We start from the raw sequence: 14,743 nt of genomic DNA, 5'->3' as shown, positions 1-14,743 counted from the left end.
GGTCTTTTTTTTATGTACAGCAATTGATTCGTGTAGGAAATCAATTACCAGTGTAGGAATTTATTTTTTTTCGCCAGCAGCAAGTTCTGGGTCAGTTACTTTGATTTTGTTTTTAAAATCCCATTTACGAAAGGGAGAAACTGCGTCCAAACGTTCTTGTGTCACAAAGAACAACCTTTCTCCATATTTAACAAGTCCACCCTTATAATACGCATACTTCGTTTTGTGGTCCACTGTTCCCACTTCTACGACCTTATTCCAATCTTCGCAGGTCTTTAAAGAAGGTACCTTTCTGAGATACAATTCCTTAATTGAATTTTCTTTCACCGCATCGCGAAGTATTTTTTCCCATTCCATATTCGAATAGCCTTTCTATCCTTACCTAAATTTCAATTTCATTTTTCATTTTATTGAGGAGTATAGGTCGAGGACTACGGAAAAATACAAAAAATATTAGAAAAACAGCCATGATTCGCCAAGGACTAGGTCCGAATTGGATATAAGGAGTCATTCTTTCCTTAGGAACTAATGGCAAATCCAAATAACCGATAGCTTTTTGGAATGTTTGTAATTCTCCCATCATTTCTCTTCCCCAGAAATCATAGGCAGTGGTAAGGCCAGTGACGGCAACACGGACAACGGGCCTTCCGAGTTCGATCGATCTAAGTCTACCGGCGCCTGCATGTTGCATCGTTTCTGTCTGACTTTCAAACCAGGAATCATTGGTGAGATTGAGAATGAATTCCGATGGGGAATGTCCTATCATCTTACGACCTAATTCGGGGTATAGGATTTCATAACAAATCATCGGACTAAGTGTAACCGTTTCTCCCGTTTTGGTTTGGAATCTTAAAGCGTCTGTTAGGTTGCCGGGAATATGATGGCTCGTTTCTGGAAATATGTTTCTAAGCCAAGGAAAGTGATTTTCTCCCGGTAAATATTCACCAAAAGGTAATAGTGCCTGTTTGTATCTTCTTTCTGTGATTAGAGATATTGGATGCAGGAGGGTAAATGAGTTTCTAGACCCTCCGTCCCATACCAATTCATTAAAAACAAGAGGTGCATTACTGAGTGTAACGAGGCTTTCTGTAATTTCCACAAAACTTTTGCTATACGTTGAATCGGGGTTTTTTGAATCTAAGGTGCCAAGAAATGGAATGGAAGACTCAGGTAGTACCAGTAAATCAATCGGTTTGGGTGCGAAACGAATGGTTTCTAAACCTATATCGTAAACTGTTTGGATGGTATTTGTCATCCATACTTGGTTTTCCTGAATTTCCCGTTTTGCAAATTTTGTGTTTGGTTGTATTAATGCAAGATGTACCATACTACCTTGAGGAATGGTTTCTGCGAGGAAGTATAAATTAATCGAGAAAAAACAAACAATTGGTAATAGGTAAGAAAAATAACTTCGGATCCCTTTTGTCTGTTTTAAAAACAACAAATAAAATAAGGCGGCCGAGATGACCGAAACAAATCCTAATACCTCTACCCCAAATCTTGCCATTTGCCTCCAAAGGATTTGGTTACGAAACAAGTCTCCCCAATACACGGGAAAGATCATTGGGCAAATCCAATCGGAAATCAAAAAAAGAGAAGGTAAAACCAATAAAAAAAAATATGAATCTTTAATGATTCTCTGTTTGGTGAGAAAAACAGAGCCCAAAAAAATAAAACCTATTTTATAAAACGATAGAAGTGCATAGACCAAAAACAGAAGGGAGGAGGCGAAAATCCCCTGTCCCGATATATTTCTTATGGCATTCCAAATCCAGTAGAAGCTGGTTAAAGTAACAAGGCTTGAAAATAATAGGGTAGCAATGAAAGTTTGTTTCCAACTAGAAATGATAGTAAGTTGTTTTGTGATATAGAGTATCAAAAATATACAGAGAAACCCCGCGGATGATAATCCGAAGGGTTCCAGTGCCAATGCAAATAAAATTGCTACTGGTAAAAGTAAAAGAAGAGGATGTTTAATTTTCGGAATTCTTGAGTGTTTTCTCATATTCCATTCTTCTTGTATATTCCTCTGCTAATTCCTTGCTTCCTAAGGTTTGGATTCTAAGTTCCATTAATTTTTTTTCACGTTCTGATTCGGAAAGATTCGGATAGTTTTTAAGAAGGTTTTTTTCTTCTCCTTGGAGTTTAGAAATTTTTTCCTCTTCTTCTTTTATTTCCTTGAGAACCTTTTCCATTCGATCATTTCCATCTTTTCCAAAGTAACGAATGCGAACTTCTTTTTCTTTTGATTCTTTCTCTGAACCGGATAACCTTGAAAGTTCAGCCTGTCTTAAATCCATTTCGTTTTCGAATTTATCAAATAATGGTTCTCTAGCAACTACAGCATTGTAATAGTTTCCAAAAGATTTTTTTCGATAATCTTCATATAATCTTAGTCTTTCGTCAGCTTTTAGATTTTTGGTTTCATCGAGGAAATTTTTTCTATTAAAACTAAAATCTGCGGTTGCTTCTTCTAAACCGAAAATGAGTTCTGCATCTTCTTTTGCAAAATACTTCCTACGAAGTTGTTTGATTTGTTCGTATCTTTCTTGGTTGGTGTATGACTTACTAGAAGGATCTAAATGTACCATTGCCTCTTCATATTTCAGATAATTGGAGAGCATATTGATGAGTCTTTTAGCGTCTTCTCCACCGTATTCGTTTTGAAGAAATGCTTTGATATATTCGTGACATTGTTCCCTGGTGCTTCCTTCCGGGCATTGTCTGCGTAAATTCCAAAGTTCAGAAACTAAATTTAATTCACCTGATTTGGCACGACTTAATATTTCATCAAATCGAAGGAATTGTCCGTCTGGAGAAAAGATTGTTTTTGCAGATTCTAAGTAAAAGGGGTCCACAGAGAAACCATCACTTTGTGTTCGAAAGTATGATTCTGCTTTGTCATTGGGATTTTCCTCATTTGAGATTTCCAATTCCTTCGGTCCAATGATACGGTACACAATATAAAGCAGGAGGATGGCTCCCAAAACATAACTAAGATAACGAAAGATTTTAAGATTCATAAGAGATGGTTCGTAGTAAAGGATGGATTGATACTTCTGGAAACAAAAAAACCCAAGCAAGCGCTTGGGTTTTTAAAAAAATCTTCGGTAGTGGACTATTGATTAGCCTTCATGTTAGAAGCCATATTCATATAAAAACCTTCCACATCATACCAAAGACTTCCTGAACGAAGAGTGTTGGATGCTTGTAAGTGGTCGATCCCTGTAGTAAAAATTCCATAAGAAGGCCCACCTTTCCATGTTCCCCATTTTTGTGAAGAAAGTGGAACGAGACCATCGTTAGTAAAACCTTGTCCTTGGAAAAGTCCACCAGCACCACAAGCAGGGTGAAGGATACCCATAAGTGGGTGTTGGATGAGGTCAGGAATGGTGATTGAAGATCCGTAAGAGAAATATTTTACTCCTGATCTGTTAGGAGTATAAGAATTAAAAGAGGTAAGTCCTTCTTTGCTCAAAGAGGAAAGTGCCGCCAATGCGTTTTGTTGGTTAGTACCACCATAAACAATTTTCACAAGAGTTTCAACGATGCTTGCTACAAATGGTTGGATCCAACTAGGTAAAACTGTCTTCACGATATCAGCAATCGGTGATCCGTAGTGTGGTGTGTTCAGAGTAGTGAGTGTTGCTGTGCGGCCCGAAAGTCCTAAGTTAGAAACCATATAACGGCTATCAAGTCCACCTTGTGAATGTCCAAGGATGTGGAATTTTCCAGTGTAATTGGTAGCAGCAGCATAAGTAAGAATAGCCGCTTTTAGTTCCGCAGCACGAACTTCGTTTGAGTTGGCAGCTGTTTTTCCTGGAGCAAATACCGTAGCTCCTTGGCTTCTTAGGTAGTCGTCAGATCCACCCCAATAGTTTACAATACTAATGATTCCACCGGAGTTTTCGCCCCAGCCAAAAAGGCCATGAGAAAGGATAATGGGATAAGTGCCTGCAAGTGGTTTGGAAGAAGAACCGGAACTGGCAAGGACAGGAGTTGCAAGAGCAATTGTGATAAAAATGGCTAAAAGACCTTTTCGAATCATATATATTTCACCTCTGAATTTTCTAAGATAAAACTGTGTCAAAATGCCTTATTTGGGGCAAGGATATTTTCACTACAAATAGGAAAAAAAGAGGCATTTCTTAGTAATTCGAAAGATTCCAGGTACTTGCTTTCGGGTTGGTAAAGGAGTTTCTAAGTGGGTAGTGAACGTCAGGTAAAAAAGGTCTATGGGATTTTAGTCACACCCGTTTACGGTAGCGAATGTAAAATCTTTCAAAGGAAGATTTGTCCCAGAACTTAACGGCTTCTTCGTTCTGTAAAATGGCTCTGAGTTCAATGGCGGGAATGGATTTTTCTTTGCACCAAAGATCGACATCCTCTAAAAGGGCAGACATGTATCCTTTTTTCTTTTTGCCTAGTTTGGTGACAGCAAGATCGATAAAAAGACTTCTTTCTTCTTCTAAGTGAGGTTTTTCTTCTATCCTTCCAATGAGTAAGGAAACAAGTTCTTGTTCTTCGAAAAAACCTCGCATATAAACTTTGCCAGTTCCAACCAGTTTGAAATAGATATCAGTAAATTTTGTGGCAGCGCGGGGGCGGATGCGAAACAAACCATCTAACTCGAGTTCGTTTACCTTCCGGTAAAATTGATTTACAAGTTCGATGGTTTGGTTTCTATCAGTTTCTGTTAAATCTCGAATCACCTAAACCATTCGATTGATGAGGTAATTTTTTAACTCAGTGATTGAAATTCTTTCTTGTTTCATAGAATCTCTTTCTCTAATGGTAACGGTTCCATCGTTCATTGTATCATAGTCTACGGTAACACAGAATGGAGTTCCAATCTCATCATGACGGCGATATCGTTTTCCAATGGCGCCACTTTCATCATAGTCTACATACCAATGGTTTCTTAAATCGGAATATATCTCTTTTGCTTTGGCATCAAGTCCGTCTTTTTTCATAAGTGGAAAAATGGCCACTTTCATGGGGCTCACTCGTTTCCCAAATCGTAATACAGTACGAATGTCGTCTTTTTCTAATTTTTCTTCTTCGTAAGCATCACATAACACGGCTAAGAATAGGCGGTTTAGGCCTAGTGCCGGTTCCACAACATAAGGAAGATACTTTTTCTTCTGATCCAAATCATGGTATTTTAAATCTTCGGAAGAAAACTTTTCATGTTGGGTAAGATCATAATCAGTCCTGGAAGCAACACCCCAAAGTTCACCCCAACCAAATGGATATTTGTATTCAATATCACTTGTGGAATCACTATAGAAAGAAAGTTCTTCCTTTTCATGTTCACGAACGCGAAGATTCTCTTTTTTTAGGCCTACCACATTCACAAGCCAGTCCATGCAGTAATCCACCCAATACTTGAACCATTCTTTTTGAGTGCCTGGTTCACAGAAAAACTCCATTTCCATCTGTTCGAACTCACGGGTCCGAAAGATAAATTGGCGGGCCATAATTTCGTTACGGAAGGATTTTCCAATTTGAGCAATTCCAAAGGGTACTTTTTTCCGAGCAATTTGGGTGACGTTTTTGAAATTAATAAAAATCCCTTGGGCGGTTTCCGGACGAAGATAAATGTCAGTCGCTCCTTCTTCCGAAGCACCGTGAGATGTTTTGAACATTAAGTTGAACTGACGTGCATCGGTAAAACTTCCCACAGTTCCGCAAGTAGGGCAGGCGTAGGCTTTCTCTCGAATGGTGTTTGTTAGTTCTTCTAAACTTTTCCCCGTAGCAGCACCTTCACCTTCCTTATCCTCCAAAAATTTATCCACTCGCACGCGAGTTTTGCATTTTTTGCAATCCATTAAGGGGTCGTTGAAGTTGGAAATATGGCCAGATGCCTCCCAAACGCGGGGGTGGAGGAGAATAGAGGAATCAAGGCCCAAAACGTCGTCCCGTCTGTGCACAAAGTATTCCCACCAAAGTCGTTTTAGATTGTTTAATACTTCAATTCCATTCGGACCATAGTCAAAGGTATTGGAAAGGCCTCCGTAAATTTCGGAACCTGGGAAAACAAATCCCCTTCTTTTGGAGACTGCGACTATGGGTTTGAGCGACTGTTCTTCTTTCTCTTTCGGCTGTGCCATATCCGCCAAATTTTTTGTTTTCCATGAAAATTCAAAGTATTTTCCTTGAGATAAGACTAAAGAATGGATTCGGCAAACGTAAAATCACTCTCTCCTTGGGCTAAAAAATCCTTAACCTTCTTCCTTTGGATGTCCCCACAATTTTCTCTCGGACCTTTTTTGGCATTGGGGGTTCTTTTTGCTTTTCCTGGAGAATTCCGGCTACGTCTGCGAGCCATAGCTGTCGTGGCAGTTTACATCCTTTCTTGGATTATCTTTTACCCAATTGAACTTTTGCACAGGTCGGGTTTGGAATGGGAAGCTGTGATCAACGAATTTCTGGCAAAAGATTCCAGGAGTTTCCAGTTAAAATTTGGATTTGTTTTACTTTGTTTTATCCTTTTACTTTCAAACTACATTCATAGTCGTAAGAGAAATCATAAAAGAGAATCGATAAGATCGGCAAGGTTACAAACGATAAATCCTTATGATAAAATCCGTACAGACATGCGGATTCGAGATGCTAAGTTCGATACGGTCTTACTTGTATTGTTTTTAGCTCTCCTTTTGAATTTCGGATTTCAGTATCTTTCAGAAAAGTTACATCCTAACAAATCTCTTTCACCACTTTCACCTTTAGTGGATGTTTACCAATTTGTTTTTAATTATTCCATCTCACTTTGTATTTTGCTTTTTAGTTTCAATAGAAATAAAATTCCTTCTATTGTTGCAAAACCTTATTTGCGTTATATGGAGGGAATTCGTATTCGCGAACGTTGGAAAAAAGCCGTAGTTACACAGACAAAATTTCCTTTTCGTTTGGAACTGGTTGTAAAAGAAAAAGCAAAATTTCGGGACCGTATCTTACCAGGTTTTGGACATGTATATGTTTATGAATACTGGCGTGGATTCCCCATTTTATTTTTGACCTTACTTTTGTTTTTGTTTTCTGCAGTTTGGGTATTTTCTTATGTCAGCCCCATTTTTGGGATTCAGTTTTTGGCAGGATTTGGATTAAAACCCGGAGTTCCAGATAAAGATTTTTTTATCTCCTCACAAAACATTGCCTATGCGGTATTTTCGATTTCGGCACTTGTTGGAATCTATTTTTATTCTTCTTACCTTTTAGAAAAGTCGTTTAGTTTAGAAAATTTAGGAGTAAAAGAAGACAGGGTAGGAGATTCCGAACCTTTTTTTAAACCAGGTTTACGAAAAGGATTTAGAAATATATTACCACTCTCCTTACTCTTTCATTTGATATTGATTTGCCTTGTTTTTCTTATCCCTATCACACTCCAACGTAATAAAAAGATAGATCAGTCTTCACAAAAAAATAACCACTTCCAACCAGAAAAAATGGAATTCTATTTCATCGATCCTAATGTTCCAGATGATACGAAAGGTTTAAATGGGGGAATTGTTACCGGAAACGAAACAGAAAATAAGGAGAAAGGGGAAAAAATCTCTAACGAAAAAGTCGCAGATAGTGGCCCAGTCAAAGGTTATATCAAAAAGATACGCGGAAAAAAAGTTCCACCAACTTACTCCAATTATATTTCAGCAAAGATGCGCATTCCTGAAAGTTATATGGACTATTGGGCTAAGGCACCCCATCCTTATTCTTCAGTAGTGGCCTATACCATTACCCAAGATGGGGATGTGATTGATGTAGAACTTGTGGAAGCTTCTGATTACCCTGACCAAGATTTACGGACCTTACAACTTGTTGAAAGTTTAGGGCCGCTTATGCCACCTCCGGGGACAAAAAACGACATTCGTGTGACTGAACTTTTTTGGAATGGACCGATCGACCCAGAATTTGTTCCAACTCCCCTCCAAAAAGAAATGATCAATTTATTTGACGGCCGTTATATGGAAGAATTATCAGAATGAAAGAAGTAGGCTTATTTGAGTATTTCATCGGATCTTTGACAGTCCTACCTTGGGCTATTGTGATTTGGAAGGCTTACCAACCGAAAAAAGGATGGCAGGAAATTTTGGGAATACTTTTGGCTTTGTTCTTTGGTTGGTTGTCCACAGATCTGATTTTAAGACTACATCCAATTCTTTGGCCGGAAACTGATTTTATGCCAAAGAAAAAAGTAAGTATGTTATCGCAAACTGCTCATTTGGCTTTTATTCAAGCTGGAATTATGGAAGAAACGTTTAAAATATTTTTTATCATGATTTTGTCTTTTGGATTGGGTTACGATAAAAAGAATAAAACTTTTTCACCCGCCGTTGTTTTGTTTGGTGCATTTGTTGCGATGGGATTTTCTTTTATTGAAAATACTCATTATATTGCCAGAGAACCAGAAGAAAAAAAATTAGACCTATTTTTTGCAAGAACGATTCATTCTTCAAACATCCATTTGTTAATCAATCTATGTTTTTCTATGTTTCTACTCAAGAGTAACGCTAAATTAGAAGTTACTACCAAAAGACTATATTTAGGTTTTGGATTTGTATTAGCAGTTTGGCAACACGGAGTTGTGGATTTTCTTCTCATTCCAGGATCCACCATTGGGCTTTGGATCGCTACTTCCATGTTTGTAGGAATTTGGGTTTGGGTGGTAAACGATTGGCGGGAATATGTTTATTTTGTAGAAAGAAAAACTCTAATTCCAGCTTCTGAATATTCTTCCCAATCGAATTTGTAGGTTCTAATTTGGGGAATTTCTGGATGGTTCCAAATTTCTGCCCAAAATTTAGGAACTACTTCTTCAGGTGCTCCAGGTTGAATTTGAAAATAACGACCGTTTTGTGGTGCTATCTCAATCTTTTCCATTCCCGGAAGCGGTTTGACATCTGTTTCCACTGCATAACCTAACAAAAAATCATAAGCTCCATTTTCATCAGACGCATAGTTAAAATACACACCAAACAATGGATCAAATTTACGTAGAACTTCCATAAGTTTTGGTATATCTTCTTTATAAAACCTGGAATAAACTTCGGGTATCTTCACATCGGCGTCTCCAGGTGCATTGGAAGTTCGAATGCGAAGTCCCATCACCGTGAATGTTTCAGTTTTTATGAGTGGCTCTGTCATTTCCGGCATAAAGAAAAAGTTTCAGTTTGATAAAAAAACGCAACCTTTTCTTAAAGAATGGTTTGACTTACCGTAGCTCTCTGTACACATGGTAATTACTCCTGGTGATTATGGAGAGAAGGCCATACCCGTTCCCATTCCGAACACGGAAGTCAAGCTTCTCATCGCCGATGGTACTATTGGGTTCGCTCAATGGGAGAGTAGGACATTGCCGGGTTAGTCATTATTGTTTATTAAGGCGTTCATGCAAGTGAGCGCCTTTTTTATTTGTGGGCACTCTGTGTTGTCCGGCTAATGTCCGCGACTTTTGGCTACGCTTCGCTGCTACGCCCGCCAAAGTCACCTGCTCGTTCCCTACGGGTCACTTGCGCAGCATTGCCGGGTGGATTTGAATAAAAAAATATATTTAGGATAAGGCTAATCGCAAGGTTGGCTTTTTTTATGTACAAAATAAAATCCATCTTTGGTATTTCTTTAATTTACAAGTTATACGAAAGCCACAGATATTCTCTTTTAAATTATAAAAATATGAATTTAAGTGAATATTCATTTGACTGAATCAAGTTTTTTAGGCAAAAATTTAATGTGTGGGAAATTGAATCTACTGAAGAGTTCGATAATTGGCTTCAAAAACTCGATTTAAACACTTTAGAAGAAATATTAGTTCACTTTTATCTTTTACGACAAAAATGGCTACTACTCGGAAGACCTTTTGCTGATTCAATTCAAAGTTCAAAGATTAAAAATCTCAAAGAACTTCGTGTTTAAGTTAAGTTAAAATTAATTAGAATCTTTTTCGTTTTCCCTAAGGTAGTATTGGCCTATTGCTTGCCGGTGGCGATAAAAGAGGAAATGATAAGAGGGCTTTATGAAGAAATGATTCCGATGGTAGAGAAGATTTACAAGAATTGGTTAATCGAAAACGGGGAGAATTATGAAGAAAGTAAAAGTAAAAAGAAATTCAATAGAAAATCTTGAAAAATCGCTTCCTGCAGAAAGTATTGCGAGAGCAAAACATAAAGCAGAACAAATGCTTTTTCATATTAATCTTGCAGAATTAAGAAAACTTGTGGGATTAAGACAAGAAGACATTACTAAATTTTCACAATCTGGGCTCTCTAAACTTGAATCAAGAAAAGATATGAAAATTTCTACTTTAATTAATTATTTGGACAGTCTAGGAATGGATCTAGAAATAAAAGCAAGACTCCGAAATAACAAAACAGGAAAATCCAAAAAAGAATTTGTTCTCTTGAAAGCTTCCTAATTTTTCTAAACAATATTATTCTATAACTGGGGCCTTCGTATAACAGCGTGGAAACGCTGCGCTTCGGCACATTCCGTTTGCATCCGCAAACTCCGTGCCAGTCCCTAACGTCCCGTTCGGGACTTAGGGGCAGGGATGTCGATTAGCCTAGTTCGTTATGCGAACATTTCGGTTGTATGCCGTGAGGACATAGGTAACACTTTCAGGTAATTCTTTCTATTTCTAAATAATCAGGTATACGTGCATTACTCTATTCTCTAATATTATTTCATAGAATTTAAAGTATTCAAGATTTCCCAAAAACTACAAAATGAAAATGCAGAATTTTTTTATATTAAATTTCAAAAAAATCTTATGATTAAAAATCAATTTCTAATATATCAAAGTTTAAAAAGGATTGCGATAACCTTTTTTCTTTTATCAATACTCCAATTGCAAATTTATTGTAATCAAACGGAAAATTGGGTTGAGTCTGATAACCAGAACATAAAATTTCCTTTTAAAAATTGCCTAAACTTAACATCAGATCAAAAAACATTTTTTAATCAAAACTCTAAAAGTAAGATTAAAATCTGGGATAACCAAAATAATGAATTAATAGTTTCAGCTATTTTTAATACACAAGGAAAAGAAAAAGAATTTATTAATCTCAAGATTAACCGAAATAATATTCCTCTTTATAGTAATGAAGCTTGGAATTTCCCGGGACAGCTAACTTCAATATACTTTGAATGTCCATCAATCTACTTTCATACCAGTTGCTTTAAATGGAATGGGAAAGTTGGATATTCAAGAAATAGAATTAATATTCTAAACGGAAAAAAGGAAAACAACGGGCTCTGCATATAAATTAAAAAGCAGTTAAGTGCCAATCATTGTATAATATACGATCAACGCTGTTCTCACACATTTCTAGTTAGGTAGGCAATTTAGCTTTCGCAGTCCAAAAAATATACTCCAATTGTGAGTAAAGTAATGAATTTTTACTTTAGGCATGGTAACATATTGATTCTTACTACTTGGTATCCAACATAAGATTTGGATGGAATATTTTTTTTTGAAACAATCATCTTGTATTTCTTATTTTATAAAAAATACTGGAAATCATTAGAGCTGTATTACGGTTTCTCTAAAATGTCTGTTGCAGTATGGATTCCAATTTGTTCTGCAAGTCCGATTAGGATTCCTTCAACTCCGCGAATATAACAGAGTTTATATATATTTTCGAATAATACTACTTCTCCTACAATAGAAGCACCGTGTTTTGTTAGACGTGATAACAATTCGTCCAAATTGTCCACTCTAAACATGACCCTAAGATAACCTAGAGAATTGACAGGTGCTCTCCTATGGTCATCGATTGCTTTTGGCAATATAAATTGAGAAAGTTCAATACGAGTGTGTCCATCTGGCGTCACCATCATCGCAATTTCTACTTGCTGATTTTTTAGTCCAGTGACTAGTCCTGCCCATTCGCCAGCAACGGTCATTCGGCCTTCTTGTATTAGGCCAATTTCTTGGAAAAAGGAAATGGCGTTGTCGAGCGATTCCACAACGATTCCTACATTGTGCATTTCTAATAATTGGCTCTTTTTCATAGTCTTTTTCTATGATAAAAGCAATTTTGATCAAGGAGATTATAATATATTAAGGTTTTAGAGTATACAAAATCATCGTCAATATTATGTATTTTTGTCTGCGGAGATCCTTATTTTTTTCCAAAGATCCGTCCGTCATGAATTTATCATTGCACCAATAGTTGCTGGTTTTTAGATTAGCCAAAAATAGTTTTTGTTATGCGATACTTTTTACTAATAATACTCTCAACATTTTTCTGTGCCTACCCATTGTTTGCTGATGAAGCTTCTGAAAAGGAAAAGGAGATCGCTGCCGAAGAACCTCCTAGGACAAAATATTTTTCCATCAACCCTGGGGTGATGATTGAAAGTGTAACTGTTGATATATCTGGCCGTGGAAGAAATGCAACCATGACACAGGAGGGACCGGGTAAAATTACGTGGATGTTGGATCTAAAATCAGCCGATTACCAAATTACAAAATATTTTGGTATCAACTTACTTTTACATAATTCGAATTTTTATCTTGATAGGCAATTTGTAACTAAATTGCCATCTGTTGATTCGCCTTCTTCGACATCTTCAAGTGGAAGTTCATCTGGTTCTGGTAGTTCGAATTCAAATCCTACTCAAAGTAACCGCGTAAAAGATGACTTGGATACAAGTATGGAAGGAACCTATTCAATGTTAGTTCCTATTTTTTACGTAGGAAACCCAGATACATTTCGATTAGGATTTGGATTGGGACCCGCCACTGTTCGTATGCGTGGAAATGTTGATTTTCAGGATCCAGGAACTGGAATCGCATTAGCATTGTCTAATCGAGGAAACCGGTCTGAATTTCTAAACAATGTTAGTGCGATTCAATTTGCATCTGGAAATATAAATCCAAGCGATGATCCTACGCTTTCCTATTTATTGGCAAATTTAGGTTCAGGAAATAATTTGGAACTATTAGGATATTACTTTGCCAGCCAAGGTTTACTCCGCCCTGACTTGACAGCAGCGACAGCTTTTTCTACTGGACGTTATTCTGCAGTTGAATCTTTGGCTTTGAGTAGTTTATTCAGAAACCAGGTGAATATTAACTCAAATGCAAGATTTGCTTTTATGTTTTATATTGAAACTCCGCAGTTTGCTGGTATTCGTGGTCGTCTTTCTTTTGGCGGACCAATCGTAAAAGAAAATGGTTACACATACGAAATGAGAACCTTTCACATAGCAGTGTATATGCCTATAGAGTTTTGAATTTCATTTTTTGTTATTCAAAATCATAAGCTATAATTTTGAAACAGATATTTTGAATTGTTACTTTAAATTGTTTTTAATGTTTTATCTTCGTGACAAATTTGTGAAATGCAGTTGAAGTTTTCGAATTAGAAAAAAATTTCAGGGATTTGGATATATCATGCTATAAAAAGAATTTATAGATTAAAATTTTCCTTGAGCCAACTGTTTCTCATTTGTTATTGGAAGGTAGAGGTATTCAATTCATGAAACGTAGTCTCGTTTTTTTTCTGATCATCATTTCCCTTTTTACCGGATCAGTGTTCGCACAAGGTAAAGTGGAAGGGAACGCATTACGAATCAAAGGTGCAGCATTCCTCGGAAGCCTTAGGACAGATTTAGAGAAAAGAAATTTTTACAGTGATATTGTTGGATTAGAATATAACCAAGATTGGCAAAACAATCGAGGAATGTCACTTATCAACGATTTTGGATTTGATTATTTTCATTCTTTAAATGCAGGGATCTTGAGTAATGTTTTTCTTGGATTACATTTGAATCGGTTTACCCGTGGTTATGAATGGAATTCTTATTATGCCACAGGTCTAGGAATTAAAGAAGGAGATTACCGTTTACTTTATTCAGATATAAACTTAGGAATCACTTTGTCTCCCAGTTCCAATTTTCGGATCCTTCCAAAGTATGTCATTCGTAGTATGAGCCAATCATTTGAAGGCAATTATTTAGGGATTGGTGGTCCTTCGTTTTTAGGACAAGATACAAAAACAACATCAGGTACTTCAGGACTTGTAGGTGTTGGTTTCGAATTTGATCTTAACGATAGAGCTACATTATTTGCTGATTTCTTACTTTTTGGACCTTTTCTCTTAAATTCAACAGGAACCTACAACACAGAACAGATTAGAGTTTATAATAATGGGTTTGCTTTTAATTTTGCTAACGGTGGTTATACTTTCTATTCTGAAAAAATAAGTGTGGGAGGAAGTATTGTAATCTTACCAAAACTTCGGCTCTTTGTCAGTTTTGAAAGAGAGAACATGACTGCTAAAGCCAAGAGTCCCATCGCCCTTAGTTTTTATGGAGACACACTGGACCGTGTTGGGACATTGATGGAGTTTGTATCTGCTACAGCTGACCACCAAATCGCAATGTCTGGTCTAAAACTAGGTATTACTTACGATTTAAATTTGTAACTTTTCTTATAAAAGTACTTGCAAATCCAGTCCACTTGGAAGTAATGGTAATTACTCCTGGTGATTATGGAGAGAAGGCCATACCCGTTCCCATTCCGAACACGGAAGTCAAGCTTCTCATCGCCGATGGTACTATTGGGTTCGCTCAATGGGAGAGTAGGACGTTGCCGGGTTAGCACTTATAACTCAATAAAAAAAGCCAGCCGCAAGGTTGGCTTTTTTTATGTACAAAATAAAATCCATTGAGCAAACCCAATAGTACCGCTAGTCACCAATTGTTCGCGAAATGACAGACTTGCGACCCATAGGGAGCA

Annotated in this window: 14 protein-coding genes and 2 rRNA genes; 8 read left to right on the top strand and 8 right to left on the bottom strand. The window is 37.0% G+C overall.

Annotation, left to right across the window (positions count from 1 at the left end; all coding sequences use genetic code 11):
- Positions 1-60: 60 nt before the first annotated feature.
- The 6 genes from EHQ31_RS13995 to EHQ31_RS13970 all read right to left on the bottom strand — a co-directional run bounded on the left by EHQ31_RS13995 (position 61) and on the right by EHQ31_RS13970 (position 6,113).
- Positions 61-357, bottom strand: coding sequence for a hypothetical protein (locus tag EHQ31_RS13995; RefSeq protein WP_135571185.1), 297 nt, complete (start codon positions 355-357; stop codon positions 61-63).
- Between the two features lie 25 nt (positions 358-382).
- Positions 383-2,005, bottom strand: coding sequence for an apolipoprotein N-acyltransferase (gene lnt / locus EHQ31_RS13990; protein ID WP_135571183.1), 1,623 nt, complete (start codon positions 2,003-2,005; stop codon positions 383-385).
- Complete coding sequence (locus tag EHQ31_RS13985; RefSeq protein ID WP_135571181.1) at positions 1,974-3,023, bottom strand: lipase secretion chaperone; 1,050 nt, start codon at positions 3,021-3,023, stop codon at positions 1,974-1,976. The genes lnt and EHQ31_RS13985 overlap by 32 nt, the downstream gene beginning before the upstream one ends.
- A 95-nt stretch (positions 3,024-3,118) precedes the next feature.
- Positions 3,119-4,045, bottom strand: a complete 927-nt coding sequence (locus EHQ31_RS13980; RefSeq protein WP_420844120.1) for an esterase/lipase family protein — start codon at positions 4,043-4,045, stop codon at positions 3,119-3,121.
- A gap of 202 nt (positions 4,046-4,247) precedes the next feature.
- On the bottom strand, positions 4,248-4,712 hold the full coding sequence (locus EHQ31_RS13975) for a GNAT family N-acetyltransferase (protein WP_135571177.1): 465 nt from the start codon (positions 4,710-4,712) through the stop codon (positions 4,248-4,250).
- The gene (locus EHQ31_RS13970) at positions 4,713-6,113 is read right to left on the bottom strand and encodes a glycine--tRNA ligase (protein ID WP_167481668.1); all 1,401 of its coding nucleotides are present in this window, start codon (positions 6,111-6,113) and stop codon (positions 4,713-4,715) included.
- A gap of 63 nt (positions 6,114-6,176) precedes the next feature.
- Between EHQ31_RS13970 and EHQ31_RS13965 the strand changes: the two genes are divergently transcribed.
- Both EHQ31_RS13965 and EHQ31_RS13960 read left to right on the top strand, forming a co-directional pair.
- Positions 6,177-7,985 (top strand): energy transducer TonB family protein, encoded by a 1,809-nt coding sequence (locus EHQ31_RS13965; protein WP_135571173.1) that lies wholly within the window; start codon positions 6,177-6,179, stop codon positions 7,983-7,985.
- Entirely contained in the window at positions 7,982-8,752 is a 771-nt protein-coding gene (locus EHQ31_RS13960; protein ID WP_135571171.1) for a PrsW family glutamic-type intramembrane protease, read from the top strand. Before EHQ31_RS13965 ends, EHQ31_RS13960 begins: the two co-directional genes overlap by 4 nt.
- On the opposite strand, the gene EHQ31_RS13955 is transcribed toward EHQ31_RS13960, so the two are convergent.
- The gene (locus EHQ31_RS13955) at positions 8,689-9,153 is read right to left on the bottom strand and encodes a GyrI-like domain-containing protein (protein ID WP_135571169.1); all 465 of its coding nucleotides are present in this window, start codon (positions 9,151-9,153) and stop codon (positions 8,689-8,691) included. The two genes, EHQ31_RS13960 and EHQ31_RS13955, sit on opposite strands and share 64 nt — an antisense overlap.
- Positions 9,154-9,244: 91 nt before the next feature.
- Between EHQ31_RS13955 and rrf (EHQ31_RS13950) the strand changes: the two genes are divergently transcribed.
- The 3 genes from rrf (EHQ31_RS13950) (at position 9,245) to EHQ31_RS13935 (ending at position 11,260) form a co-directional block, all read left to right on the top strand.
- Positions 9,245-9,361 (top strand): 5S ribosomal RNA (rrf, locus tag EHQ31_RS13950).
- 717 nt (positions 9,362-10,078) lie between these two features.
- Positions 10,079-10,411 (top strand): helix-turn-helix domain-containing protein, encoded by a 333-nt coding sequence (locus tag EHQ31_RS13940; RefSeq protein ID WP_135571167.1) that lies wholly within the window; start codon positions 10,079-10,081, stop codon positions 10,409-10,411.
- Between the two features lie 354 nt (positions 10,412-10,765).
- Positions 10,766-11,260 carry a hypothetical protein gene (locus EHQ31_RS13935; RefSeq protein WP_135571165.1) on the top strand — a complete coding sequence of 165 codons (495 nt, stop codon included), beginning with the start codon at positions 10,766-10,768 and terminating at the stop codon, positions 11,258-11,260.
- A 269-nt stretch (positions 11,261-11,529) separates the two neighbouring features.
- Here the strand turns inward: EHQ31_RS13935 and EHQ31_RS13930 are convergent, their stop codons facing one another.
- Positions 11,530-12,009 (bottom strand): VOC family protein, encoded by a 480-nt coding sequence (locus EHQ31_RS13930; RefSeq protein WP_135571163.1) that lies wholly within the window; start codon positions 12,007-12,009, stop codon positions 11,530-11,532.
- Positions 12,010-12,207: 198 nt separating this feature from the next.
- Here EHQ31_RS13930 and EHQ31_RS13925 point away from each other — a divergent pair, with 198 nt between their 5' ends.
- From EHQ31_RS13925 to rrf (EHQ31_RS13915), 3 genes are all read left to right on the top strand, one after another.
- A complete protein-coding gene (locus EHQ31_RS13925; RefSeq protein WP_135571161.1) occupies positions 12,208-13,236 on the top strand; it encodes a hypothetical protein in 1,029 nt (342 codons plus the stop codon).
- A gap of 245 nt (positions 13,237-13,481) precedes the next feature.
- On the top strand, positions 13,482-14,429 hold the full coding sequence (locus EHQ31_RS13920) for a hypothetical protein (protein WP_135571159.1): 948 nt from the start codon (positions 13,482-13,484) through the stop codon (positions 14,427-14,429).
- A gap of 56 nt (positions 14,430-14,485) precedes the next feature.
- Positions 14,486-14,602: ribosomal RNA gene (gene rrf / locus EHQ31_RS13915) — 5S ribosomal RNA — on the top strand.
- The last annotated feature ends 141 nt before the right edge of the window (positions 14,603-14,743 follow it).

Origin of the sequence: Leptospira montravelensis, assembly GCF_004770045.1 — a bacterium.
In the GTDB taxonomy this organism is placed as follows: Bacteria; Spirochaetota; Leptospiria; order Leptospirales; family Leptospiraceae; genus Leptospira_A; species Leptospira_A montravelensis.
This window is presented reverse-complemented; position numbering and strand designations above follow the sequence as displayed.

What these genes read in the sequence shown, in the direction of transcription:
- EHQ31_RS13965 (WP_135571173.1), top strand. Translation starts at nt 6,177, where the DNA reads ATGGATTCGGCAAACGTAAAATCACTCTCTCCTTGGGCTAAAAAATCC.
- lnt (WP_135571183.1), bottom strand. Translation starts at nt 2,005, where the DNA reads ATGAGAAAACACTCAAGAATTCCGAAAATTAAACATCCTCTTCTTTTA.
- EHQ31_RS13955 (WP_135571169.1), bottom strand. Translation starts at nt 9,153, where the DNA reads ATGCCGGAAATGACAGAGCCACTCATAAAAACTGAAACATTCACGGTG.
- EHQ31_RS13930 (WP_135571163.1), bottom strand. Translation starts at nt 12,009, where the DNA reads ATGAAAAAGAGCCAATTATTAGAAATGCACAATGTAGGAATCGTTGTG.
- EHQ31_RS13925 (WP_135571161.1), top strand. Translation starts at nt 12,208, where the DNA reads ATGCGATACTTTTTACTAATAATACTCTCAACATTTTTCTGTGCCTAC.
- EHQ31_RS13920 (WP_135571159.1), top strand. Translation starts at nt 13,482, where the DNA reads ATGAAACGTAGTCTCGTTTTTTTTCTGATCATCATTTCCCTTTTTACC.
- EHQ31_RS13960 (WP_135571171.1), top strand. Translation starts at nt 7,982, where the DNA reads ATGAAAGAAGTAGGCTTATTTGAGTATTTCATCGGATCTTTGACAGTC.
- EHQ31_RS13970 (WP_167481668.1), bottom strand. Translation starts at nt 6,113, where the DNA reads ATGGCACAGCCGAAAGAGAAAGAAGAACAGTCGCTCAAACCCATAGTC.
- EHQ31_RS13985 (WP_135571181.1), bottom strand. Translation starts at nt 3,023, where the DNA reads ATGAATCTTAAAATCTTTCGTTATCTTAGTTATGTTTTGGGAGCCATC.
- EHQ31_RS13935 (WP_135571165.1), top strand. Translation starts at nt 10,766, where the DNA reads ATGATTAAAAATCAATTTCTAATATATCAAAGTTTAAAAAGGATTGCG.
- EHQ31_RS13940 (WP_135571167.1), top strand. Translation starts at nt 10,079, where the DNA reads ATGAAGAAAGTAAAAGTAAAAAGAAATTCAATAGAAAATCTTGAAAAA.
- EHQ31_RS13995 (WP_135571185.1), bottom strand. Translation starts at nt 357, where the DNA reads ATGGAATGGGAAAAAATACTTCGCGATGCGGTGAAAGAAAATTCAATT.